This window comes from Prochlorococcus marinus str. MIT 1013, from assembly GCF_027359395.1.
Taxonomy (GTDB): Bacteria; Cyanobacteriota; Cyanobacteriia; order PCC-6307; family Cyanobiaceae; genus Prochlorococcus_B; species Prochlorococcus_B marinus_E.
In genome coordinates this window covers 278,624-303,891 of record NZ_CP114778.1, presented here as the reverse complement: position 1 = coordinate 303,891, position 25,268 = coordinate 278,624, and the positions used below count along the sequence as shown (strand labels likewise).

The window sequence follows — 25,268 nt, the reverse complement described above, 5'->3', positions numbered from 1 at the left end:
AATACTTATTATGTACCCTTCAACACTTAAAGCCAATCATTAACCCTACCTTAGTGAAAAATTTGAGATTAGATATAGATTCATAAAGTAAATGCTTTTGCACGTGGACAAAGCAACTACATCGAAATTTTCACTAAGAAGAAGATCAACTTCAGAGAAGTTGGTGGATATAGGCTTTAAAAATTTTGTTACTGCCACGGCTTCAATGGTAGCCGTGGTGCTTTTTTCCATATTTGCAGTCGTTTACTATGAATCTACTGAATCGATTTCAAGATATGGGCTGAGGTTTCTTTTTAGCTCTGCATGGAATCCAGTTACAGATGAGTACGGTGCATTCACCGCTATTTATGGAACCCTTTTTACATCGATTTCTTCATTATTAATTGCTATTCCATTGGGCGTCGGCACTGCAATATTTATAACTGAAAATATAATTCCCGAATATATAAGAAATGTAATTGGAATAATGGTTGAGCTTTTAGCTGCTATTCCATCAGTAGTTTTAGGACTATGGGCAGTATTTATTATGGAACCTTTTATTAGGCCATTTTTGAACATACTCTACGAACTATTTGGATTTATACCATTTTTCAGCACCCAACCTTTGGGAGCTGGAATGATGCCAGCAATATTAATACTTGTGGTAATGATATTACCTATAATTACATCGATTTCAAAAGATTCCCTAAAACAAGTTCCATCTAAACTTAGGCAAGCCGCTTATGGAATTGGAGCTTCAAGATGGACTACTATTTTTAAAGTCATTATTCCAGCCGCAATTTCTGGGATAACAGGAGGAGTTTTACTTGCTCTTGGAAGAGCTATGGGTGAGACAATGGCAGTTACTATGATTATTGGCAATTCAAATAACTTTAGTTGGTCAATATTTTCTCCTTCATATACAATTTCATCCATGCTTGCCAATCAATTTGGTGAAGCAGATGGAAGCCAAGTCTCTTCTCTAATGTATGCAGCTTTAATCCTAATGATACTAACCTTATTGGTTAATGTATTTGCCCAGTGGATTGTAAAAAAATTAAGCTTAAAATATCAATAAATGAATTACACTTCACAAAAATCTCTAACTTATAATCCCTCTCTAACAAGAAATATTGGGAACAAAGTCTTAACTATTATTTCTGCTCTTTTTGCCATCATTTCTGTACTTCCTTTAATCTTAGTCATAAGCTATGTATTAATTAAAGGTGGAAGTTATATAAACTTAGACACCTTAATACTTGAACCCGAGCCACCCGGAGATGATCTTCTCTCTGCTGGAGGAATAGGGCCAGCAATAACTGGAACTTTTATAATGACAATTATTGCTTCAATAATATCAATACCTATTGGAGTAGGAGGTGGAATATATCTTGCTGAATATTCAAAATCAGGAAAGTTTGCAAAATTCATAAGGTTTGGATCAAATGTACTTGCAGGGGTTCCTTCTATAATTGCTGGTGTATTTATATATGCAATTATTGTCTCCACCAAAATATTATTTGGATCAATGTTCAGCGGTATTGCAGGCGGAATATCACTTTCAATTTTAATGCTTCCAACAATAATTAAAACTACTGACGAAGCACTTAAATTAGTTCCAAATGAGATGAGAAGAGCTGCATTTGGAGTTGGTGCCTCAAAATTTACAATGATAACAAATATCACATTACCAGCTGCATTTAGTTCAATTTCTACAGGCGTATTATTAGCACTCGCTAGGGCAGCAGGAGAAACAGCTCCATTAATATTTACAGCTCTTTTCTCCCGTTACTACATTACAAGTTTTGATGATCTTTTCTATGAAATGGGTTCATTGTCAGTGTTGATTTACAATTTTGCTCTTGAACCATATGAAGCTCAAAACCAACTAGCATGGGCAGCATCATTCATATTAGTTGTTGTACTTTTAAGTCTTAATATCCTTTCAAGATGGATAGGCACACTTGGTTCTTTTTCAAAAAATAAAGTATAATTATGAGCAAAACTAATAATAAAATAAGCTAATGAATAAAAAAAATATAAAATCTAAATCTTCAGTCTCACTAGATAATGTATCAATTAAATATGGCAATTCAGTTGCAGTTAAAAATGTGTTTTGTGATATTGAAAAGAATCAAGTTACATCTTTTATTGGTCCATCAGGATGCGGTAAATCAACCGTCATCAGAGCAATCAACCGAATGAACGATTTAATAGAAAGTTGCAAATTATCAGGCAGTGTTATTTTTGAAGGGATAGATATATATGCGGAGGATATAGATCCAGTTGAAGTTAGAAGGAGAATTGGAATGGTTTTTCAACAACCCAATCCTTTTCCTAAAAGTATTTACGAAAATATTGCCTTTGGTGCAAGAGTTAATGGATATAAAGGAAATATGGATCAATTAGTAGAAGAATCTCTTACAAAGGCAGCAGTTTGGGATGAGTGCAAGGATAAATTAAATGAAAGTGGTTATTCCTTATCTGGTGGTCAACAACAAAGATTATGCATAGCAAGGACAATTGCTATTGAACCTGATGTGATCTTAATGGATGAGCCATGCTCAGCACTTGATCCATTATCTACATTAAAAATTGAAGAAACAATTCATGAATTAAAGAAGAATTTTACAATCATTATTGTTACGCACAATATGCAACAAGCAAATAGAGTCAGTGATTACACAGCTTTTTTCAACACAGAGAAAAAAGATAAGGATTTAGGTGGAAAAATTGGATTTTTAGTTGAGTTTGATAAAACAAAAAACATGTTCAATTCACCAAAGCAAAAATCAACTCAAGACTACATCTCTGGAAAATTTGGATAACCACAAAGCTTATTTTATTAAAAGTTACCTTGCGGGACGGAGAGAGAGGGATTCGAACCCTCGATAGGGTTGCCCCTATACAGCATTTCCAGTGCTGCGCCTTCAACCACTCGGCCACCTCTCCTTAAATTCAGCAATGAAATCTTTTTCAATTGCTAGATTTAAATATATACCACAAGAGAGCTCATGTTAAAAAATTAAATGTCGGAATTATTTATTAAATATTGTTAGTACAACAAGAACCTAGTAATCATTAATTATTAACGAAAATAAATTGATTTACAGATAAATAGAATCTTCCAATAGTAGATGATTATTATAATTAAAAAAAAATAACTTATGTTAATACCTTCATGTAAAACCGCAGCCTTGAATGCAGGTCTTGCTAAAGATGAAATTAATAAATTATTAGATATCGCCAGGCAGGCCGCAGAAATAGGCGGTGCATCTCTAATGCATAATTATGGAAGGATTAAAACAATAAAATGTAAGGGAATTGCTGGAGATCTAGTTACTAATGCAGATATAGAATGCGAGAAGATAATAATAGATTATTTAGAAAAAGAGACTCCTAACATTTCTATTCTTGCTGAAGAAAGTGGATATAAGATAAAGGATGGAGAATTAAAATGGTGTATAGATCCTCTTGATGGAACAACAAACTATGCTCATGGATATCCATTTTTTGCAACTTCAATAGGTTTAATTTGGAATAGTAATCCAATTTTAGGAGCAATATCAGTACCTTCTTTGAATGAAATTTATTATGCTTCTCCAGAACATGGATCATTTTGTAATGGCGAAAAAATAAATGTCACGGACACAAATTCCTTATCTGATTCACTCTTAGTTACTGGTTTCGCATATGACAGACGAGAAGTATTAGATAATAATTATTCAGAATTTTGTTGGCTAACACATCGTACCCATGGAGTCAGAAGAGGAGGAGCTGCCGCAGTAGATCTAGCATTTGTAGCCTCAGGCAAAGTGGATGGTTATTGGGAACGTGGACTTGCAAAATGGGATATGGCAGCAGGAGTACCACTCGTTGAAATGGCCGGTGGAATAGTTTCCAATTATCCTTCCGGAGATTTTGATCTGAATACCGGCAGAATTCTAGCTTGTACTAGAGAGATACAAAATGAGCTAATAAAAGAACTTGAAAAAATTAGACCATTAACTGCTAACTCTTATGGTGGAAAATAGTCCTAATTTATGTGATCCTTAAGAAATAAAAAGATTCAAATAATGACATTGCAACCTGCCTCGGGTGCGCGCGACTTAAATCCTCAGCAAGTAAGAAAGAACCATCTCATTGCATCAAAACTTTCATCTTTATATCAACTATGGGGATATGAGCGAATATCGCCCCCTCATATTGAACGTCTAGACACGCTTATGGCAGCTGGTGGTATTTCGAACAATGAAATACTAAAAATCGTTTCTGATGAACCTCTTGGATTAAGACCAGAAATAACAGCGTCAATTGTTCGTGCTGCTTCAACTAGATTTAATGAATATGAAAGGCCACTTCGTTTTTGGTCAACAGGAACTTCATTCAAATGCAATCAAAGCATTGATGGTGGTATTGATATTGAAGAGTCATTTCAAAGCGGAGTTGAATTAATAGGAACTAAAGCTATTAATGCAGAGATAGAACTTCTATCTCTGCTGATTGAATCATTAGAAGTAATTGAAATTGATCAGAAATATAAAATGACATTGCTTATTGGGAATACATATCTATTAGAACTTATTTTAAGCTCATTTAATTCAACCAGAATAGACCAAATAAAAAATATTCTCTGCGATCTTGATTACATAGCATTGAATACACTTGATGTAAAAGATGAACAAAGAATGTTTATAAAAAATATAATGAATATGAGAGGCACACCAGAAAAAGTATTAACTAATCTAAAAAGAATATATGGTTCGAATTCTTACATTGATAACCTAAAGGAATTATTTACTATTATTGAACCATTAGCTAAAGAGAAAGGGATAGAAGTACAACTAGACCCTACATTAGGAACCAAATATAAATTATATAGTGGATTAACATTTTCTCTTGTTTCATCATCATCAAGTTCTCCCGTCATCCTTGCTAAAGGTGGTAGATATGATGATTTAGTAAAGAAGTTTAGTTTAATTGATCATAATTGCTTTGGAATTGGATTTAGTATTAGCATTGATAAAGTCAGGGAATTAGTCTCCTCAAAAGAGGAAATGAAAAGTAATAATGAAAAAATATTAATAGCATATAAGCAAAGTGCTAGTTTGTATAAAGCATTAAAACGCCAAAAAGAATTTCATGTTCAAGGGATTGTTTCCTTGATTTCACATGAACCTTTAAAGACCAATGAGGCAACAAATCAACTTTTAAAATCCAACAGATGTACTAAAATTGAATGGATAGATTGATATAAATCACCTATATCTTTTTAATGATTGTCAGGGATCGAAAACTATTAAGCTGTAATCAATAACACTTTTGCTTTTAAGGCCTAAATAGAAATTTGTATCGCTATGATAATAGAAATTTAGATAAGTCATGTCTGTTAAAGAAGAAGGAACTATTCTTATTCACACGGAAAATATATTTCCAATAATAAAAAAAGCAGTCTACTCTGATCATGAAATATTTATTAGAGAGCTTATAAGTAACTCCGTAGATGCAATTAAGAAAAGGAAAATGGCCGCTTTTGCAGGAGATTGTGTCGCTGCTGAAGATGAAAAAATAAATATCTCAATTGACAGAGAACATAAGACATTAACCATTAGTGACAACGGAATAGGAATGACTACTGACGAAATTAAGAAATATATTAATCAAGTAGCTTTCTCAAGCGCAGAAGAATTTCTTGAAAAATATAAACAACCTGATGATGGATTTATAGGTCATTTTGGACTTGGTTTTTATTCAAGTTTTATGGTTGCAGATGAAGTTGAAATAATAACTAAATCAGCAAAGAATGATTCACAAGCAATTAAATGGAAATGTAATGGTTCTCCTCAATATTCGCTTGATCAATCAGATAAAGAAGAAATTGGTACCGATATAATTTTACATTTAATGGAAGAAGAAATTGAATACATTGAACCAAGCAGGATTAAAACATTAATAAAGAAATATTGTGATTTCATGCCTATTGAAATTTCGCTTGAAGAAGAAGTTATCAATAAAATGAATCCACCATGGCGAGAAAGCAAACAAAATCTTAAAGACGAAGATTATATTGAACTCTATAAATATCTTTATCCCTTTCAAGGCGATCCTCTTTTATGGGTTCACCTAAATACTGACTATCCATATAATTTGCAAGGGATATTATATTTTCCAAAGATAAGCGGAAGAGCGGATTGGGAAAGTGGTGAAATCAAACTTTTCTGTAATCAGGTCTTTGTTAGCGACTCAATTAAGGAAATTGTTCCTAGATACTTATTACCTTTGAGGGGAGTAATAGATTCACCAGATATTCCCTTAAATGTCAGCAGAAGCGCATTACAAACAGACAGAAGAGTTAAATCTATCGGTAATTTTATTGCAAAGAAATTAGCCGATAAGCTTAAAACATTAAAGAAAGATGAAACCCAATTTTATGCTGATATTTGGGACTCCATATCACCTTTTATAAAAATAGGAGCTATGGAAGATGAGAAATTTGCCGAGCAAGTAAAAGATATAATTTTATATTCAACAACAAAAACCACTTCAGAAGATGATGAAAATACTAATGAATTAATTAAATCTGGTTCAAAGACTTTTACAACACTTGATAGTTATAAAAACAGACTAACTGATGAGAACAAAAAAGTTTTATATTCCACTGATGAAGTCTCTCAATCAACAGCACTCAATATGTGGACTTCGCAAGGCAAAGAAGTTTTAAAACTTGATACTGTTATTGATACCCAATTTATTCCATGGTTAGAAGAAAAAAATAAAGAAATAAATTTTGTCAGAGTTGACTCCGAGCTTGATGAAAGTATTAAAGATGATTCGCCTGAAATCGCAGATAAAGATGGGAATACAAAGTCAGAAACACTTAAAAAGATGATTAGTTCAGCTCTAAACAATGAAAAAGTGACCGTACAAGTGCAGAGCCTTAAAGGTGAGAATTCTCCACCTTCATTAATATTATTACCAGAACAAATGAGAAGAATTAATGATATAACAGCATTAATGGAACAGAAACTTCCTGGTCTACCTGAATATCATAATTTAATCGTCAATTCAAACCATCCACTTATTCAAGGATTACTAAAGTTAAATTCCAACCCAATAGTTATTGAAGGATCAAGCAAATCAGGAGATGGCCAATTAGCCAGTGACATCGCTATTCATGTTTATGAGATGGCAAAACTGTCAATTGGAGGTCTCGAAAATAAAGATATCGCAGCTTTTCAAACTAGGAATGCTGAGGTGTTAGGGAAATTAATGCAAAAATTCGTTTAATCTCAACCTCATTTGATAGAATATAAAAAGGATTAAGATTAAAAATGTCTAGGGTTTGCCAACTTACAGGCACAAGAGCTAACAACGGAATGTCAGTCAGCCATTCTCATATTAGAACCAAAAAATTGCAGCAGGCAAATCTGCAGCAGCGAAGATTATGGTGGGAAGAAGAAAACAAATGGATCAATATAAGAGTAACGACAAGAGCACTAAAAACTATTCAGAAGAAGGGATTAGGAAAGTATGCCAAGTCATTAGGGGTAGATTTAAACAAACTTTAAATTTGATTTGCTAATCAAATGAAAAGAAGACAATTAATAAAATCCTTTGTATTATTTTTTAGTATTTTATTTGTTAAGCCTTCAAGCTTATTTGCAAGTATCAATTCAATTAGTCTTGGCCAAAAAGCACCAGATTTCTTATTAAATGGTTTCAACAAAAACAATCCTAAGCAAAAAGAATGGTCTCTAGATGATTTTTCAGGTGAATGGTTGATTTTATATTTTTATCCTAAGGATTTCTCAAGTGGTTGTACATTACAAGCCAAAGCATTTCAAGATAATCTTTCTAAGTTTAAAAAACTTAATTCCTCCATAGTTGGAATCTCTGCTGATAATGAAGAAAAACATGAATCATTTTGTACATCTGCAAAACTCGGATACACCCTACTTTCAGATACAGAAGGAGAAATAAGTAAATCATATGATTCATGGTTGGATCCCTATTCAAAAAGAAATACCTTTATGATCAATCCAAAGGGTATAGTTGTATATAAATGGATAGGAGTAAGACCCATAGGACATGCACAAGAAGTTTTAGAAGAGCTTATCAAACAAAAGAAAATATATGCATGAACTTTCCTTAGGCACCTGGTTTATCCACATTGCAACTCTATTTGAGTGGGGGATTGCAATAATAATAATTGACTATATTTCATCAATATCCAAGAACAAAGCTTTGGGTTATTTTGCTCTAGCAATGTTGCCAAATTTAGCTAGTGCTATGGCAGCAATCACATGGCATATATTCGACAACAGTATTGAATTGAAAGGATTAGTTGTTCTACAGGCAGCTCTTACAACTTTAGGAAATACATGCCTTGCATTTGCTGCTTGGAATTTGTTTAGAACTGAGTCATCACAACCAAACCAATGAACATGTCAATTCTTAGTCTTGATTCAATTGCAAGAATTGATCCTAGTCCATTTTTTATCGTTTCACTCATCCCTTATATAGTATTCCTGCGTTACGCGGGCAAAACAAAAGCGATACCAAAAATATCATTTTTAGGTTTTAAGTTAACTCTCTTGTTTGTCTTTATGACGATAGTTTTTGCAATAATCGCACAAATTTATTTTGGGGATGAACTAACAAACGTGGATGTACTGCATGGACTAGCAGAATCGTTTTTAACGATTAGCGATGCATTTGTTGTTTACGGTTTTGTTTTGATGCTGCAGTCAATCAAAACCAACACGGAAGTAAAAAACTCTTAAGAGGTGAGTAACATTTGACGCAAAAGCATTCTTTATGGTCGATAATACAATTAATCAATAGGGATAAAAGATGTTCACAACATTATTAGCGGCAGCTGATCCAGTGACATTTCAATGGTCTCCAAAATGTGCCGTTGTGATGATTATTTGCAATTTACTTGCATATGCAATAGCAAGATCAAATATTGAAAAGCCAAACGAAGGTTTTCCTATGCCTAATGCTCAGTTTTATGGAGGACTAAGTCATGGCTCTTTTGTGGCTGCAAACTGCTTAGGACATGTTTTGGGAATAGGTTCAATATTGGGTCTTGCTGCTAGAGGAGTGTTATAAATTAAGTTTATAAATTCAATAGAATAAAAAAAGGATTATTATTAAAATAATCCTTTTTTTTTGTTTGATAATTAATTAAAATTAAATTTATTTTTAATTTGATCAACCATCATTTCTGGAGTCAAGCCAAGTGATTCTTTGCTTTGCTGGGGAGTTGCATGATCTACTAGTTTATCTGGTATTCCTATTCTTAATGTAGGAACAAAAATATCATTATCATTAAAAGATTCAACAACTGCTGACCCAAAACCGCCCAATAATGTTCCTTCTTCCATTGTTACTACTTTACCAATCCTTTTTGCAGCGTTATGAATAGTTTCCTCATCTAATGGTCTTATAAAGCGAGCGTTTATAACAGTGCAATTAACTCCAGATTCTTTAAGTATTGCAGCTGTTTTAATCGCCGGGGAAACCATAGATCCATAGCCAATTATTAATAAATTATCTCCCTCTTCTATTATCTCTGCCTTACCAATTTCAAGAGACTCCCATCCTTCTTCCATTAAAGCTGCTCCTTCTCCAGAGCCTCTAGGTATTCTTAGTGCAGAGGGACCATTGTGATTAATACATGTGACCAGCATTTGTTGCAATTCAGACTCATCTTTAGGAGCCATAACAGTAAAATTAGGAACACATCTTAAATAACTAATGTCATATTGTCCTTGATGGGTTGGGCCATCAGCCCCAACAATTCCAGCTCTATCTAATACAAAAGTTACAGGTAAATTCTGTATTCCAATATCATGAATCAACTGATCATATGCTCGTTGTAAGAAAGTACTGTAAATAGCCACAACTGGTTTAATACCTTCGCAAGCCATTCCACCAGCAAGAGTTACAGCATGTTGTTCAGCTATACCAACATCTACATATTGTTCAGGGATAGCTTTCTGTAAAAGATTTAAAGCAGTACCTTCAGCCATTGCAGCAGTAATACCAACAATCTTGCTATCTTGCTCGCAAAGCTTTACTAAAGTTTGACCAAAAACCTTACTAAAACTTGGAGGTTTAGGTGTTTTAGAAGGAATAGATTTTCCTGTTGTTAAATCAAAGGAAGACTGAGCATGGTAACCAACCTGGTCAGCCTCAGCATATGGATAACCTTTCCCCTTTGTAGTAGCGACATGGACCATGACAGGTCCACCAACTTTATGTGCAGCATTAAATGTCTTAGTCAATCCAGAAATATCATGCCCATCTACAGGTCCCATATAAGTAAAACCCAATTCCTCAAAAACAGCACCAACACTAGGAACTGCTAAACGTCTAACGCTGCCAGTAAGAGATTTAAATTCCTCTTGGATAGCATCTCCCATGAAAGGAAGATTTTTGACACTTTCTTGAACACTGTCCGATATAAATTGAACAGGTGGGCTATGACGCATTCGATTTAAATAAGTCGACAATGCTCCTACAGGAGGAGAAATCGACATATCATTATCATTTAAAACAACCAAAAGAGGAGTTTTAGGAAGATGTCCTGCATGATTAATAGCCTCTAAAGCCATTCCACCTGTCAGAGCACCATCTCCAATTACTGCAACACATTTATAATCTTCTCCTTTTCTGTCCCTAGCAATAGCCATACCAAGTGCAGCTGAAATTGATGTGCTCGCATGACCAGCTCCAAAATGATCAAATTTACTTTCTGTTCTTTTTAGGTAACCAGCTACGCCATTCTGCTGTCTAAGTGAATCAAATCGGTCATATCTACCCGTTAGTAACTTATGTGGATATGCTTGATGTCCAACATCCCAAATAACTTTATCGACATCTAAATCTAAAGTCTGATAGAGAGCAATTGTTAACTCAACAACACCAAGACCTGGACCTAAGTGCCCACCACTAGTAGAAACTACTTGAAGATGCCTTTCTCTAATTTGGCAAGCGACATCTTCCAATTCACTAATGGGTAAGCCATGAAGCTCATTCGGATGACTTAACTGGCTCAGACGCATGTAACTCTGAGATTTAATCTCTCCAATCTACGAGGTCTACCCTACATTTTGATAAAACTTGCACAAGAACAAATGGAATGTAGAGAATACATAAACCCAAAATCGCTGAAAAACTAGATATGGAGGACTATTTACAAAAAATACTAAGAGCTCGTGTTTATGACGTTGCTGAAGAAACCCCACTAGAAAGGGCAAAAAACTTAAGCAAAAGATTCAAAAATGACATCTGGCTTAAGAGAGAAGACCTTCAACCTGTCTTTTCATTCAAGTTAAGAGGTGCATTTAATCGCATGTCTCAGCTAACCAAAGAAGAGCTTAATAAAGGAGTAATTGCATCAAGCGCTGGTAACCATGCACAGGGAGTTGCTTTAAGTGCATCCTTTCTTAAATGCAGAGCAGTGATTGTAATGCCTCTGACAACTCCCTTAATGAAAGTAAAGGCAGTTGAATCACATAAAGCAGAAGTTATTCTTTTCGGTGAAACATATGATGAATGTTACGAAAAAGCACTAGAAATATCTAAAACAGACAATCTAACTTTTATCCATCCATTTGATGATCCTGAAGTCATAGCGGGACAAGGAACAATAGGTCTAGAAATACTTAGACAGAGTCATACTCCACCTGACGCTATTTATATCGCTGTAGGGGGAGGAGGACTTATTGCTGGAGTAAGTGCATACGTAAAAGCAATATGGCCAGATACAAAGATTATTGGTGTTGAACCTGAAGATGCCTGCGCAATGACAGATTCAATAAAGGCCAACAAGCCAGTTGAGCTTGAGAGTGTTGGCCTTTTTGCAGACGGTGTCGCGGTAAGAAAGGTAGGAGAAAAGACGTTTTCGATTTGTAAAAAAAATGTTGATGAAATGATTACGGTAAATACTGACGAAATCTGTGCCGCAATAAAAGATGTTTTCGAAGATACACGATCAATTCTTGAACCAGCAGGTGCATTATCCATTGCTGGTCTAAAGAAACATGTAGTTAATAATCATTTAAAAAATAACAACCTAGTAGCAATTGCTTGTGGTGCAAATATGAATTTTGAACGCCTAAGATTTGTAGCAGAAAGAGCTGAATTAGGAGAAGAAAAAGAAGCAATGATTGCAGTAGGAATCCCAGAAAAAGCAGGTAGTTTAAAACTTTTATGTGAAACACTTGGATCACGAAGTTTAACTGAATTTAGTTACAGAATGTCAGAAGGTAAAACAGCTCAAATATTTATGGGTGTAGAGGTATCAAATATTACTGATAGAGAATTATTAATCGGAGAAATAAAGAGAAAGGGCTTTGATTGTCATGATTTAAGTAATGATGAATTATCAAAAGTTCATCTCAGACATATGGTTGGTGGCAGGCTCCCAAGATCAATAAAAAAAATATCTAAAGGAGAATACAGAGAATTACTATATAGATTTGAATTTCCTGAAAGGCCTGGAGCCTTAATGAGATTTGTTAACTCTATGAGACCAGAGTGGACAATAAGCATTTTTCATTATCGAAACCATGGCGCTGATACTGGCAGAATTGTAATAGGTGTGCTAGTAAACGATTCTGATATTCCAGATTGGAATGAATTTGTCCAAAAAATAGGTTATAAAAATTGGAAAGAGACCGATAATCCAGCATATAAATTGTTTTTAGGTGCATAGTTTAATTAGACGCGGTAATTTTGGGTATCAAGAAAAAGAATTTTTAATTTCAAAGTTATGAGTGAGATCATACAAATTTCATTACCAGCGAAGATTGAGGCAATCCTTTATCTCAAAGGAAGACCAACATCATCAAAAGAGATGGCTGAATTACTTGAAAAAGATATTGCTGAAATAGAAAAAGCACTCTGGGAACTTAAGGCTGGATATGCTCAGCGTGACACTTCTTTAGAAATAAACGAAAACAAAAATTATTACAGCTTAGAGTTAAGGCAAGGACTAGGTGAATTGGTTCAGGATCTCCTACCAGCAGATTTATCAATTGCCACACTAAGAACATTGGCAACTGTTGCACTTAAGAAAAAAATACTCCAATCAGAATTGGTTGATCTCAGAGGTTCTGGCGCATACGATCACATTAAAGAGCTTGTAGATAAAAACTTCGTTGAAAGAAGGCGGCAAAAGGATGGTCGCTCTTACTGGTTAACTCTCTCAGAAAAATTTCATCAAACATTTTCTGTATTACCTGAACCAGATCAAGCAGAAGACAAAAAAGCGGCGTAATATAATACCAAAAAATTAAATGCTAATGGGTTACGAAATTATTCCAACAATTCTTCTTGTACTTTTAAAAACCCTTGGAATTTATTCAACAATATTGATCATTAGGGTCCTGCTGACCTGGTTCCCAAATCTTGATATGAGTAATCCAATTCTTGTAAATTTATGTGCCATCACTGACCCTTACTTAAATTTTTTTAGAGGGATTATTCCTCCATTAGGAGGCTTAGACTTATCTCCTATTTTAGCTTTTGTAGTAATAAGAGTTGTTCAAGGAATTCTTGGAAATGCGGCTGCATTAGCTATGGGAGGATTTCAAATGTATGGCTAATTGAAGCTCAGCGATTATCGCCACTGCCTTGAATTTTTCCTCGAGATTTTCGGCTGTTGAGCTTTTGTAAGTTTGCATGAGCGACCTCTTCCAATTCATATCCCAGTTCACTGGAAAGTTGTGATATGTACCAAAGAACATCGCCTAGTTCAAATTTAATTGCATCCTTACTTTCTTTATCAAATAGACCCCTTTTATCTCTAAGAATTTTCTTTACTTTGTCAGCCACCTCCCCTGCTTCACCTACAAGACCTAATGTTGGATAAATAGCATTGCGTCCAACATCAGGATAAAGTGCTGTCTTACGAGATTCTCTTTGATAATCATTTAATTCCATGTTTATTTTCTAAAAAAAGCAAAGTTGACAAATAAAACACAATCAGATGTTAGTTTTTTGTAATCACAAGCCAAATAAATGACAATACTCGACCTGGCTAGAAGAACCAAAATCGTTGCGACAATAGGACCCGCCACTGAGAGTGCGAGTCAAATAACTAAGTTAGTAGAAGCTGGTGCAACTACCTTTCGTCTAAATTTTAGTCATGGAGACCATGATGAACATGCTCAAAGAATAAAAACAATTAGACAAGTTTCAGATAATTTAGGTATTCACATAGGAATACTTCAAGATCTTCAGGGACCTAAAATAAGACTTGGTAGATTTAAAAACGGTCCTGTCAATGTTAAAAATGGAGATAAATTTATTCTTACATCAAAAAATATTGACTGTAATAAGGATCAGGCAAATGTCACTTATGACAAACTTGCTGAAGAGGTAACTGTTGGAAATCGGATTCTGTTGGACGACGGAAGGGTAGAAATGAGAGTTGAAGAAGTTGATCTAAAAGAACAAAAATTAATCTGTTCAATAACTGTAGGTGGAGTTCTTTCTAACAATAAAGGTGTTAATTTTCCTGATGTTCAATTATCCATAAGGGCCTTAACAGAAAAAGATAAGGAAGATTTATCATTTGGCTTAAAACAAGGTGTTGATTGGGTAGCACTTAGTTTTGTAAGAAACCCATCAGATCTAACAGAAATAAAAGATCTAATTAGAAATCATGGGTTTGATACTCCAGTAGTTGCCAAAATAGAAAAGTTTGAAGCAATTGATCAAATTGACGCTGTTTTAAAACTTTGTGATGGAGTCATGGTGGCTAGGGGTGATCTTGGTGTAGAGATGCCAGCAGAGGAAGTTCCATTACTACAAAAACAACTAATAAAAAAAGCCAACAGCCTTGGCATACCGATTATTACAGCCACACAAATGCTTGATTCAATGGCCTCAAGCCCAAGGCCTACAAGAGCCGAGGTAAGTGATGTAGCGAATGCAATACTTGATGGTACTGATGCTGTAATGCTTTCAAATGAAACCGCCGTAGGCGATTATCCAATTGAAGCAGTGGCAACTATGGCTACTATTGCGAAAAGAATCGAAAGAGATTATCCACAGAAAGCATTAGAAAGTCATCTTCCAAGTACAATTCCAAATGCAATTAGCGCAGCAGTAAGTAGTATTGCTAGACAGATAAACGCAGCAGCGATAATTCCTTTAACAAAGAGTGGTGCTACAGCGAAAAATGTAAGTAAATTTAGACCTGCTACTCCGGTATTAGCAGTAACGAATGAAAAGAGTGTTGCAAGCACACTTCAGCTTGTATGGGGAGTTACACCTCTTCTGATAGAAAATCAAACGAGCACGTCAAAGACATTTGATGATGCTATGGCTATGGCAAAAAAAATGAACATTCTCAAGCAAGGTGATCTGGTAGTTGAAACAGCAGGAACCTTATCAGGCGTAAGTGGCTCAACAGACTTAGTAAAAGTTGGCATAGTTAGTTCAGAAGATGAAAATGAATCTCTATTTATCTAAAAACATATGAAAAGAAAACTCCCGCTTGCTGAAACCTCGGGAATGGCAATAAAGAATCTTAAATCAAATAAATTTCGAAGCTTATTAACAATGCTAGGAATAGTTATTGGGAATGCTTCTGTCATAACACTTGTAGGTGTAGGTAGAGGAGCACAAAATCTTGCTGAAAACCAATTGAGTAATCTAGGTGCAAATGTTTTATTTGTTGTTCCTGGGAATAATGACACAAGAAGAAGAGGAGTTGCATTTCCAAAGAACCTTGTTCTTAAAGATGCAAAAGCGATAGAAGAACAAGTTCCTACTGTAAAAAGAGTAGCTCCACAAATCTCATCAAGTGAAGTCATTCAAACTGGTTCTAAAAGTACGAGTAGTTCTATTTCTGGTGTTACAAGTGATTTCCTAATTGTAAGAAGCTTTGAAATTGCCAAAGGACGTTTTATCAATGATCAAGATACGAAAGGGGCTAAGAATGTAGTAGTTATTGGACCCGATCTCGAAGAGAAACTCTTTAACGGAAGAGAAGGTTTGGGAGAGAAGATAAGAATAAAAGATCAATCTTTTGAAATTGTGGGAGTGATGAAGCCTAAAGGTGCTGTATTTGGAAATAATCAAGACGAAAACGCATACATTCCTCTATCCACAATGGTCAGCAGAATAACTGGTAAAGATCCAACCTATGGAGTAAGTCTAAGCTTCATAAGTGTTGAAGCAATAAATGAAAAATCAACAAAAGCGGCAAAGTTTCAGATAACAAATTTATTGAGACAAAGGCATAAAATAATCAGAGATGATGACTTCGCTGTACGATCTCAAAAAGATGCATTGCAAATAGTATCAACCATTACGGGAGGGTTAACACTAATGCTAGCTGCAATCGGTGGAATATCATTACTAGTTGGCGGTATAGGTATTATGAATATTATGTTGGTATCTGTAAGTGAAAGGACAGAAGAAATAGGACTTAGAAAAGCTTTAGGTGCAAGAAGACTAGATATTTCAACCCAATTTCTAATTGAATCATTAATTCTTTCTAGCATGGGTGGATTAGCTGGTACCGGATTAGGAATCACGACTGTAAAAGTAGTAGCATTATTAACACCTCTACCAGCAACTATTGGTATAGGTACTGTATTAATAACAGTCATAATTTCTAGTACAATAGGTTTAACCTTTGGCGTTTTACCTGCAAAAAGAGCTGCAAAACTTGATCCAATTACTGCACTAAGAAGTTTGTAATTTTTATTTTTTAATATCAATGTTATAAATAGATTTAAATCTAAAAATATATTTTTCTTTAGTATTTCTGAGCAACAGTTGAAATTATTCAACAGAAAGGGGCATTACCCTATTAGAATTACTCAAAAGTTTTAATGATTATGGATAAAAAATGGAAAGTTATAGCTCTTTGGGTTCTCCCAATAACAATAGTAGTTTTAATTAGTTGGCAAATCATTGGGTCAGCAACCAATACTCCAGCTACTCAAGCCAACTCTTCTGCGACATCAAGAAGTGCACCAGTTGCCAAAATTAGCTACGGAAGATTTCTCGATTATATAAAAGCAGGAAGAGTGACTTCTGTTGACATATTTGATGGGGGAAGAAATGCAATCGTCGAATCAGTTGATCCCGAAATTGATAATAGAGTTCAAAGACTAAAAGTTGATCTTCCAGGATTAGCCCCTGAATTAGTTAATTCATTAAAAGAAGAAGGTATCAGCTTTGACATTCATCCACCTAAAACAGCTCCAGCTGGAATTGGAATACTTGGAAATCTATTATTCCCTATCATTTTAATTGGAGGTTTGATTTTACTTTCAAGAAGATCAAATTCTATGCCAGGTGGACCAGGTCAGGCTATGCAATTTGGTAAAACAAAGGCTCGATTTGCTATGGAAGCAGAAACAGGTGTCAAATTCGATGATGTGGCTGGAGTAAATGAAGCAAAACAAGATCTAGAAGAAGTGGTTACTTTCTTAAAACAACCCGAAAGATTTACATCTGTTGGGGCCCAAATACCTAGAGGTGTTTTGCTAGTAGGGCCTCCAGGAACAGGAAAAACTCTTTTAGCAAAAGCAATTGCTGGAGAAGCAGGTGTACCTTTCTTTTCACTTTCTGGATCTGAATTTGTAGAAATGTTTGTAGGTGTAGGTGCAAGTCGAGTAAGAGATTTGTTCAAAAGAGCTAAAGAAAATAGTCCTTGCCTCATATTTATTGATGAAATTGATGCAGTCGGTAGACAGAGGGGTGCTGGAATTGGAGGCGGTAATGATGAGAGGGAGCAAACACTCAATCAACTTCTAACCGAGATGGATGGATTCGAGGGCAATAGTGGAATTATTATTATTGCGGCAACAAATAGGCCAGATGTTCTTGACTCCGCATTAATGAGACCAGGAAGATTCGACAGACAGGTAACTGTCGATGCACCTGACATTTCAGGCCGACTATCAATACTTAAAGTTCACTCTAGAAATAAAAAATTAGAAAAGGATCTGACTTTAGAAAGTATTGCAAGAAGAACTCCTGGTTTTACTGGAGCAGATCTAGCTAATTTGCTAAATGAAGCAGCCATTCTTACCGCGAGAAGAAGAAAAGATCAAATAGGCCTTTCTGAAATTGATGATGCAGTCGATCGCATCATTGCAGGAATGGAAGGTCAACCTCTCGTTGATGGGAGAAGTAAAAGACTAATTGCTTATCATGAAGTTGGTCATGCCCTCATAGGTTCTTTAGTAAAGGATCATGATCCAGTCCAAAAGGTTACTGTTATACCGAGAGGCCAAGCAAAAGGCTTGACTTGGTTTTCACCAGATGATGACCAAAGTTTAATTAGTAGAGCACAATTGAAAGCAAGAATAATGGGAGCATTAGGAGGAAGAGCAGCTGAAGATATTATTTTTGGACGAGAAGAAGTAACCACTGGAGCTGGAGGTGATGTACAGCAAGTGGCATCAATGGCTAGACAAATGGTCACACGTTTTGGAATGAGTAGCCTTGGTCCAGTTTCTTTAGAAGGCGATAGTCAAGAAGTTTTTGTTGGAAGAAGCCTAATGAATACATCTGATATTTCAGATGAAATTTCGAAACAAATTGATGAGCAGGTTAGAAAAATAGTTAAAAAGTGCTACGAAGAAACACTTGAACTAGTAGCCAAAAACAGATCTGCTATGGATAAGCTGGTTGAAATACTTATCGAAAAAGAGACTATGGATGGTGAAGAATTTTGCAAAATATTATCTGAATTCACAGTTATTCCTAAAAAGGAAAGATTTATACCAGTACTTCAAGATCCAAAATAAGGATTTCTATCAAACTGAATTTATTGGTCTTTTATTAAATACATTATCAATAATTCCATACTCGACGGCTTCAGAGGGGGACATATAAAAATCTCTATCAGTATCTTCTTTTATCCTTTCAATAGGTTGACCAGTTCTATCAGATAATTCTTTATTTAATTTGTCCTTAATAAAAAGTATTTCATCTGCTTGAATTCTTATATCACTTGCTTGACCTCTTGCACCTCCTAAGGGTTGGTGAATCATTATTCTTGAATGAAGTAAGCTGCTCCTCTTACCTTTTGCCCCAGCACAAAGTAAAAAAGCGCCCATACTTGCTGCAAGGCCAACGCAAACGGTATGAATATCCGGCTTTACATGCTGCATAGTGTCAAAGATACCAAGGCCGTCATAAACTGACCCACCTGGTGAATTTATATAGAGAAAAATATCCTTATCTGGATCATCAGCCTCTAGAAAAAGAAGTTGAGCAACAATACGGTTTGCTGAATCACTCGTAACTGGTTCACCCAAAAAAACTATTCTCTCTCTTAAAAGCCTTGAATAAATATCAAAGGCTCTTTCTCCTCTTCCAGATTCTTCAATAACTATTGGAATCATTAAATGATGGTGATGGTCGGTTTTCATGATCCTAGCTAAGTCACGGGGTAAGCTAGGGTCTCTTAAGAATTATCTAGGTTTGGCATTGAGCGTTAGAGCAACAATTTCAGACAGCAAATCTGATTTTCACAAGGAATTCCCTTATGTGATTCCTCCAATTTATAGAAAACTAGTGGATGAACTGCTTGTAGAATTACATTTGTTGAGTCATCAAAAAAACTTTATAAAAAATTCGATATTCGCCACAGGGTTAAAAGAAATATTCAGTAAGTTTACTAATGGTTATAAACCTACTGAACACATAACTAAGCTATTTAATGCAATTTGCAATTGTAATGGTTTTAATCCTGATGAAATAAATAGCTCATCCGAAGAATTTTTGAATAAGGCAAGTTCATATACAAAAAACGATTTAAATAATTTTTTAGCTCAACTTAATAACGAAAATAAAGAAAGCAGCTATTACAGTCGTATCAATGCTATTGGAATATACAAACTAGCAAGTGAATTGCAGTATTTAAAGGATATTAAAGATAAAGATTTCAATGAAGAACTTAGTAATATTTCTGAATTGCTTGGATACCAATATTCTAGAGTTGAAAAAGATATAAGTATGTACAAATCAAATATTGATAAAATGAAACAGGCTTTAGAAATCATTTCATTAAATTTATCTTCTAAATAAAAAATAGAATATTTATTTTCTACGTTTATCTTTCCAATCAATATAGCTAATATAAATCACACCTATAGTGATAAAAGATAATAGTATGATAGAAATTAAAGTTAATAAACTATAGAGAGTAATATCTATAGACATAAATATAGTTAAATGTCGATAGAGCCATCACCATTCCTCCCCCAAACAACCATTGCTATGGAAAAAGTGAAAATAGCAGCTAAAGAGGCCCAACCTAACGTAAAAATCATGACTGAATTAGTTTTATAAATTATATCCTACTAGAATGGTACCATCTATTTAGTATTACAAGGAGATGGGTGATTAAGAAAAACCTGCAAAAACAAATATAAAAATATGGGAAGAATTGTTCAAAACCATAGTACACACATAGAGGGTTTAATTAAATGGTTGAAAAAAATAGCAGAAAAGGAAGATATAAAAACAGTGACACCTGCCTCTCTATCAAAAACAAAAGGTCGAGGAGAGAAGTTAGTCCTAAAAATAACTATAAAAACTAATGAAGGATTTAAACTATTAGCAAGGAAGGGGAAACTTGTCCAGGAAGTATTTATAGTAACAAGCTTGAATGAAATTGAAATTCAAGAAGTTATAAATAAAACCAATCCATTCACTTCTCGTAAAAAGAAAGGTTGTTACTAGAAACTTCTTGGTAGTATGATTTTTTATTTTGTTTCGAAACACATTCAGAAAGTTCTTTAAAAACCTCTTCTTTGATCATATTCATTGCTGTATCAATATCGTATAAATTTTCTGTCATGAATTTTTTTTTTAATATAATTCCTTCCTTTAGAAAAGCTTACTTAATTAATAAAAAATACAGATTTGATTAATACAAGAAAAATCATGAGATTTAGACGATTAATATAAAAGAAAATAAGCTCTATAGTATTTATTAATTATATATATCAAAGTTCATATTCACCTTTAAAGTTAACGAGATTCGACAAGTAAAGCTGATAAAGATTAGTAGTTTCATCATTAAAACCTACTTCTTTATACATTTGATCAAGGGACAAATAAGCACTCATAACAGGTAAAAAAGCAGCTTTATATTCTTCTTGTATATCTTCTTCATCAATATCATGAATGATAGCTGTAATTAATTCAATTTCCTTCTTAGCTAATGAAATATTCTTCTCTAATTCAGGACTAAGCTTACGCCTTCTTTTTGCCATTGAATAAATCCATCCTTAAAAATAATACACTATCTATAATATAAAAATCAATGCAAGTAGGAAATTAATTAAGAAAAAAAAGAGAATAAGAGTAAATACTCATAAAGCGATCAGAAGAGTGTTCCATTTTTTTAAATATAGGATATATTTTAATTGGTACAATATCTATGTGATAACAGCCCAAAACCTTTTTATTAAAGGGCTATCCAACTTAACTATCACTATGAAAAGTAATTCGGAAAAAAATCAAACAAAACTTCCATGGTGGATAGAACTATTGTTTGTTCAAATTGGATTACCAGATTCTTGGCTTGCTAAATTTCTCAAAAAGAAAAAAGAAACGGCAAATTTTGTTAACAATAATAAAAAGTATATAGCTTATTCTGCTCTATTAATTTCAGGAATATTATACATATATCCAATAGTAAGGTATACGTCATCAAGTGCATCGTGCATAGATAAAACTATAAAGTATTTAAAAATAAACAATCTAAACAAAACACAAAGTGAGTTAGATATAAACTCAATAGCAGTTGGATATTGTCATGGAGGTTCCTTACCCAAATAAATATAAAATTACTCTTTTTTTAAATCACCATCAATATCATAAGTAGGTTTTTCTAAGGCTGGCTTACCTTCAAGTAAAGGTATTAATCTAGTGATAAACCTTCCCATAACTGGGACCCAGAATCTTTTGTAGGCACTTTTAAGCATTAGATTTATTACTTTATGGTTACTTTAATTTAAATGTTGTAAAAATAAAATTTTTATTTACTAATGTTCATTAGTAGGAAGTGATTATCAATCGTTTTGATTCGTTTGAAGACTCGTTCACCTTTAAACCTAATTAAAGAATTTATATCAGTTGTAATTACATAATCGTACACTCTGATATTAGAAAAAGATTGAACAACTGTCGATGAAGGTAAATAGTATGACAATAAGGTTTGAATCTTGCTATCTACACTAAATAAATATATGGTATTGGAATTTATAATATTAGAGACAGCTTCATCTTTTAAAAATTTCTTAGTTTTATTATTAGGATTACCAAGAACTCCAAAGTTATATAAAAAAGATAATGAAATAAATTGAGTAATAACAATATTAGAAAAGAATTTGATTAAATCAAAGCGAAAGTATTGTGTATCATAAAGGAATCTTATTGAAGATATATACGACAAAATCAATACTATAGAAAATATATATACTAAAATAAGATTACCGTATGAATACTCTATAAAGGAGTGTTTATAATACAAAAACGCAGATAATATAATGCAGCTTGTTAAAATCAAAAACAATGACAATGTATATTTGATGATATTTTTTGATTCAGTAAATCTGAAAGAATAAGAAAAGATTTTATGTCCAAATAAAATAGATAAAAAAGGTAATAAAAAAAGATAATAATGAGGGTATGAAGTAGACATGCATAAGAGTATTGATAAAGATAAAAGTGGGAAACCGTAAATTAAAAATGGATAATTAATCTTATGTTTTGAAAATGTAAGTAACACGAGGAGAATTATTATAATCCCAATAGGGAATGTTAAATATAAATAGTTTAATGGTGTAAGTATAAGGTTATTAAAATCAAAGCCCCCAATAGCTTGTTTTCTTGCAAAATCAAATAGTGATGTAATGCCAGTGATACCAAACTTTTGATATGAAAAATATAAATTAAATATAGTAGGAATAGAACCAATTAATATTCCAATAAAAAAAAACGATTTGAATATAAATTTTTTCCTTAGTAAATGGTACAAAATAAAAGGTGATAATCCTATTAGAGGGACAAGTGCCATATAACTTCTAATGAAAAATGCCGTAGAAATAAAAATGCCGGAACTGAATATATAAATATATTGTTTTCTATTATCTGTAGCAGCTAAAGATCTCAAGAAAAGCCATATCACTAAAAGAATAGACAATACAAAAGTGATATCAGGACTAGTATATCTAGAATATTGAATCCATAAAGGCATAGATGAAAGTGAGAGTACAGAGATAAATGCAGACTTCTTATTTGTAATGTGCAATGCAATCAAATAAGTAATAATTAAACAAAGAAAAGAAGCTAAGATACTTGGAAGCCTTAGAGCAATTTCGCTATTTCCAAATAACTTTATAGATAATGCTATAAACCAATAACTACCAAGTGTTTTATGGTGAGGGGAAGAGAAAGGGGAAGCGAACCAGTTTTGAGACTCCAGAAGCAAACGTGCTCTTCTTGCGTAAAGCCCTTCATCATGTGCAACTAGACTTTGTGTAGAAGAGTCTATAAGAAAATAAAGTAATACATATGAGAAAATAAAAAGAAAAGGTATTATTGTTGTTTTGTTATTTGATAAAAAATTTAAAAGTCTTAATTTATTATCCTCATAGTTTATACTTTTAGACCGAATATTACGCATGATCGAATAATAATAAAAATTTAAAGGTTTAGTTAAATGAACTATACATCAAATCAAATTATATCCTTAGTAATTTGATTTGGGAATTTAAAAGACGGAGTACTAATAACATCATGTATAATAATAATTATTAGAATCATAAAAGATGGCAACCGCTAAAGAGAAGAAAGAGGAAGTTAAAGCCTCATTAAAGATTTTACGAACTGAACTGAGAAAAATGCATTTAGGCGTAACAGAAGAGTTATCACTGCCAGAGCCAGCAGAAGTAAAAAAGTTAATGACTCAAATGGAGGAACTATTGGTAGTAATTGAACCTAAGTCTTCTAGAAAAGCAAAAAAGTAAGATAATAATGCATAATATATATATTAAACAAAAGTGTAAATTATAAAAATACAAGAACTATCTTGATTAAGCTTGTTTTATGGAGATAAACAAAGTTGGTATAGTAATCAAAGTTGTAATAGCCAAAGGATGTTCAGAAATTGTATAAACAAGAGAAGAAAAAGTAAAGAAATCTATTAAAAGTTTTAAATCAATACGTAAATCATATATGGCAAGTAAAATTAAAAGTATCTGAATCCAATTGATTTTTAAATAATTAAATAATCTGAAAGAAAAGCTATAACCCATATCTAATCAAACTACATCTTTAATACTTGTTATTGATAATAACGAAGGAGCCAAAGCAATACTAGACCAAAAACCGGATATAACACCAATAACTAATGAAAAAGAAAACCAATACAAAGTAGATCCACCCAAGATCAATATACAAATCAATGGAAGTATGGTAGTAAAACTTGTATATAAGGTTCTTGTTAAAGTTGCATCAACTGCTTTGTCAATTTGATATTTAAAACTTAATTTATTCTCTAATAGGCTTTTCTCTCTGATACGATCAAAAACAACAACAGTATTATTAACTGAGTAACCTGCGATAGTCAAAAGTGAAACCGCAAACAATGAATCTACTTCAACATTATAAAAATAACCTAACCAAGAAAACACACCACAAACTATAAGCACGTCATGAAATAGTGCAAACAAAGCCAAAAAAGAATATCTTCTATCATATCTAAAGTTAATATATAAAGCTATTCCTAAAAAAGCAAAGAATAAAGAAATTAAACTACTTTTAAGTAATTGTTTACCAAGACTTGGACCAATAATTTCAACTGAAGTATTTTCATTGTTAAATGGGCCAAAAGATTTATTCACCTCGGCCACTACAGACTGAGATTGAGCTGCAGATAAAAATGGCAGTCTAATGGATATTAATTTTGAATTATCAAGCAATTGTATTTGTGATCTAGTTAAATTAGGAGAAGTATTTGAACTAAAAATTTTATCCTGATTTTTTAACTTAATTATATTATTAGATATGTCACTTGTATTTAAGGAGTTGCAAGAATCAGTACAACTCCTCTCTAAAGTTATTTGAGTTCCTCCGGTATAATCTAAACCAAGGTTTAAAGGGGCATTAATAGAAGGACTTTTTAGGCAAATTAACATTCCAATTATTGATATTAAACATAAAGAAAATGAAAGAAGCCAAACTATTTTTCTATTTTTATAGAGTTGAACATTAAAATTAGGTTTCAT

28 protein-coding genes, 1 tRNA gene and 1 pseudogene are annotated in these 25,268 nt (G+C 33.3%); 21 read left to right on the top strand and 9 right to left on the bottom strand.

The annotated features are described in order from the left end of the window. Positions 1–103 precede the first annotated feature (103 nt). From pstC to pstB, 3 genes are read left to right on the top strand one after another with little or no spacing between them, the layout of a single operon-like run. On the top strand, positions 104–1,057 hold the full coding sequence (gene pstC / locus O5633_RS01650) for a phosphate ABC transporter permease subunit PstC (protein ID WP_420063620.1): 954 nt from the start codon (positions 104–106) through the stop codon (positions 1,055–1,057). Next, positions 1,058–1,972 (top strand): phosphate ABC transporter permease PstA, encoded by a 915-nt coding sequence (pstA, locus tag O5633_RS01645; RefSeq protein WP_269610296.1) that lies wholly within the window; start codon positions 1,058–1,060, stop codon positions 1,970–1,972. A 31-nt stretch (positions 1,973–2,003) separates the two neighbouring features. Next, positions 2,004–2,807: a phosphate ABC transporter ATP-binding protein PstB gene (gene pstB / locus O5633_RS01640; protein WP_269610294.1), complete on the top strand. Its 804-nt coding sequence runs from the start codon at positions 2,004–2,006 to the stop codon at positions 2,805–2,807. Between the two features lie 37 nt (positions 2,808–2,844). Here pstB and O5633_RS01635 read toward each other — a convergent pair. After that, positions 2,845–2,931, bottom strand: a tRNA-Ser gene (locus tag O5633_RS01635). A 215-nt stretch (positions 2,932–3,146) separates the two neighbouring features. Between O5633_RS01635 and O5633_RS01630 the strand changes: the two genes are divergently transcribed. From O5633_RS01630 to psaK, 8 genes are all read left to right on the top strand, one after another. Next, positions 3,147–4,013: an inositol monophosphatase family protein gene (locus tag O5633_RS01630; protein WP_269610293.1), complete on the top strand. Its 867-nt coding sequence runs from the start codon at positions 3,147–3,149 to the stop codon at positions 4,011–4,013. A 42-nt stretch (positions 4,014–4,055) separates the two neighbouring features. After that, positions 4,056–5,231: an ATP phosphoribosyltransferase regulatory subunit gene (locus O5633_RS01625; protein ID WP_269610291.1), complete on the top strand. Its 1,176-nt coding sequence runs from the start codon at positions 4,056–4,058 to the stop codon at positions 5,229–5,231. 130 nt (positions 5,232–5,361) lie between these two features. Continuing rightward, entirely contained in the window at positions 5,362–7,266 is a 1,905-nt protein-coding gene (gene htpG / locus O5633_RS01620) for a molecular chaperone HtpG (RefSeq protein WP_269610290.1), read from the top strand. Positions 7,267–7,310: 44 nt separating this feature from the next. Further along, a complete protein-coding gene (gene rpmB, locus O5633_RS01615; protein ID WP_011293839.1) occupies positions 7,311–7,547 on the top strand; it encodes a 50S ribosomal protein L28 in 237 nt (78 codons plus the stop codon). 18 nt (positions 7,548–7,565) lie between these two features. After that, positions 7,566–8,120 (top strand): peroxiredoxin, encoded by a 555-nt coding sequence (locus O5633_RS01610; RefSeq protein ID WP_269610288.1) that lies wholly within the window; start codon positions 7,566–7,568, stop codon positions 8,118–8,120. Beyond that, positions 8,113–8,421: a DUF2499 domain-containing protein gene (locus O5633_RS01605; protein WP_269610287.1), complete on the top strand. Its 309-nt coding sequence runs from the start codon at positions 8,113–8,115 to the stop codon at positions 8,419–8,421. Before O5633_RS01610 ends, O5633_RS01605 begins: the two co-directional genes overlap by 8 nt. A 2-nt stretch (positions 8,422–8,423) precedes the next feature. Next, positions 8,424–8,762, top strand: a complete 339-nt coding sequence (locus O5633_RS01600; RefSeq protein ID WP_420063619.1) for a DUF3593 domain-containing protein — start codon at positions 8,424–8,426, stop codon at positions 8,760–8,762. A gap of 70 nt (positions 8,763–8,832) precedes the next feature. Next, positions 8,833–9,093, top strand: coding sequence for a photosystem I reaction center subunit PsaK (psaK, locus tag O5633_RS01595; protein ID WP_269605532.1), 261 nt, complete (start codon positions 8,833–8,835; stop codon positions 9,091–9,093). Between the two features lie 71 nt (positions 9,094–9,164). Here psaK and dxs read toward each other — a convergent pair whose 3' ends face one another. Further along, positions 9,165–11,051 (bottom strand): 1-deoxy-D-xylulose-5-phosphate synthase, encoded by a 1,887-nt coding sequence (gene dxs / locus O5633_RS01590; protein ID WP_269610284.1) that lies wholly within the window; start codon positions 11,049–11,051, stop codon positions 9,165–9,167. 119 nt (positions 11,052–11,170) lie between these two features. Here dxs and ilvA point away from each other — a divergent pair, with 119 nt between their 5' ends. From ilvA to O5633_RS01575, 3 genes are read left to right on the top strand one after another with little or no spacing between them, the layout of a single operon-like run. Next, the gene (gene ilvA, locus O5633_RS01585; protein WP_269610282.1) at positions 11,171–12,706 is read left to right on the top strand and encodes a threonine ammonia-lyase, biosynthetic; all 1,536 of its coding nucleotides are present in this window, start codon (positions 11,171–11,173) and stop codon (positions 12,704–12,706) included. Positions 12,707–12,763: 57 nt separating this feature from the next. Beyond that, a complete protein-coding gene (scpB, locus tag O5633_RS01580; RefSeq protein ID WP_269610281.1) occupies positions 12,764–13,270 on the top strand; it encodes an SMC-Scp complex subunit ScpB in 507 nt (168 codons plus the stop codon). Positions 13,271–13,295: 25 nt separating this feature from the next. Further along, entirely contained in the window at positions 13,296–13,598 is a 303-nt protein-coding gene (locus O5633_RS01575; RefSeq protein ID WP_269610280.1) for a YggT family protein, read from the top strand. Between the two features lie 7 nt (positions 13,599–13,605). On the opposite strand, the gene O5633_RS01570 is transcribed toward O5633_RS01575, so the two are convergent. After that, positions 13,606–13,935: a nucleoside triphosphate pyrophosphohydrolase family protein gene (locus O5633_RS01570; RefSeq protein WP_269610278.1), complete on the bottom strand. Its 330-nt coding sequence runs from the start codon at positions 13,933–13,935 to the stop codon at positions 13,606–13,608. A 78-nt stretch (positions 13,936–14,013) separates the two neighbouring features. Here O5633_RS01570 and pyk point away from each other — a divergent pair. From pyk to ftsH, 3 genes and pseudogenes are all read left to right on the top strand, one after another. Beyond that, a pseudogene (gene pyk, locus O5633_RS01565) lies at positions 14,014–15,441 on the top strand (pyruvate kinase); the annotation flags it as partial. 36 nt (positions 15,442–15,477) lie between these two features. Further along, the gene (locus O5633_RS01560; protein ID WP_269610274.1) at positions 15,478–16,707 is read left to right on the top strand and encodes an ABC transporter permease; all 1,230 of its coding nucleotides are present in this window, start codon (positions 15,478–15,480) and stop codon (positions 16,705–16,707) included. 140 nt (positions 16,708–16,847) lie between these two features. Further along, entirely contained in the window at positions 16,848–18,770 is a 1,923-nt protein-coding gene (gene ftsH / locus O5633_RS01555) for an ATP-dependent zinc metalloprotease FtsH (protein ID WP_269610273.1), read from the top strand. A gap of 9 nt (positions 18,771–18,779) precedes the next feature. On the opposite strand, the gene clpP is transcribed toward ftsH, so the two are convergent. Further along, positions 18,780–19,397, bottom strand: coding sequence for an ATP-dependent Clp endopeptidase proteolytic subunit ClpP (gene clpP, locus O5633_RS01550; protein WP_269610271.1), 618 nt, complete (start codon positions 19,395–19,397; stop codon positions 18,780–18,782). A 58-nt stretch (positions 19,398–19,455) separates the two neighbouring features. Here clpP and psb29 point away from each other — a divergent pair, with 58 nt between their 5' ends. Then, positions 19,456–20,055: a photosystem II biogenesis protein Psp29 gene (gene psb29 / locus O5633_RS01545; RefSeq protein WP_269611290.1), complete on the top strand. Its 600-nt coding sequence runs from the start codon at positions 19,456–19,458 to the stop codon at positions 20,053–20,055. A gap of 143 nt (positions 20,056–20,198) precedes the next feature. Here the strand turns inward: psb29 and petN are convergent, their stop codons facing one another. Continuing rightward, on the bottom strand, positions 20,199–20,300 hold the full coding sequence (gene petN, locus O5633_RS01540; RefSeq protein ID WP_071841048.1) for a cytochrome b6-f complex subunit PetN: 102 nt from the start codon (positions 20,298–20,300) through the stop codon (positions 20,199–20,201). Between the two features lie 106 nt (positions 20,301–20,406). Between petN and O5633_RS01535 the strand changes: the two genes are divergently transcribed. Next, on the top strand, positions 20,407–20,712 hold the full coding sequence (locus O5633_RS01535; protein ID WP_269610270.1) for a DUF2103 domain-containing protein: 306 nt from the start codon (positions 20,407–20,409) through the stop codon (positions 20,710–20,712). A gap of 266 nt (positions 20,713–20,978) precedes the next feature. On the opposite strand, the gene O5633_RS01530 is transcribed toward O5633_RS01535, so the two are convergent. After that, positions 20,979–21,248, bottom strand: coding sequence for a hypothetical protein (locus O5633_RS01530; protein WP_269610269.1), 270 nt, complete (start codon positions 21,246–21,248; stop codon positions 20,979–20,981). A 223-nt stretch (positions 21,249–21,471) separates the two neighbouring features. On the opposite strand from O5633_RS01530, the gene O5633_RS01525 reads away from it, so the two are divergent. Then, a complete protein-coding gene (locus tag O5633_RS01525; protein WP_269610268.1) occupies positions 21,472–21,816 on the top strand; it encodes a hypothetical protein in 345 nt (114 codons plus the stop codon). 8 nt (positions 21,817–21,824) lie between these two features. Here O5633_RS01525 and O5633_RS01520 read toward each other — a convergent pair whose 3' ends face one another. Both O5633_RS01520 and O5633_RS01515 read right to left on the bottom strand, forming a co-directional pair. After that, the gene (locus tag O5633_RS01520; protein WP_269610267.1) at positions 21,825–21,962 is read right to left on the bottom strand and encodes a hypothetical protein; all 138 of its coding nucleotides are present in this window, start codon (positions 21,960–21,962) and stop codon (positions 21,825–21,827) included. Positions 21,963–22,015: 53 nt separating this feature from the next. After that, the gene (locus tag O5633_RS01515; RefSeq protein ID WP_269610266.1) at positions 22,016–23,665 is read right to left on the bottom strand and encodes a glycosyltransferase family 39 protein; all 1,650 of its coding nucleotides are present in this window, start codon (positions 23,663–23,665) and stop codon (positions 22,016–22,018) included. A gap of 145 nt (positions 23,666–23,810) precedes the next feature. Here O5633_RS01515 and O5633_RS01510 point away from each other — a divergent pair, with 145 nt between their 5' ends. After that, positions 23,811–24,008, top strand: coding sequence for a hypothetical protein (locus O5633_RS01510; protein WP_269610265.1), 198 nt, complete (start codon positions 23,811–23,813; stop codon positions 24,006–24,008). Positions 24,009–24,302: 294 nt separating this feature from the next. Here O5633_RS01510 and secF read toward each other — a convergent pair whose 3' ends face one another. Then, positions 24,303–25,268: a protein translocase subunit SecF gene (gene secF / locus O5633_RS01505; RefSeq protein WP_269610264.1), complete on the bottom strand. Its 966-nt coding sequence runs from the start codon at positions 25,266–25,268 to the stop codon at positions 24,303–24,305.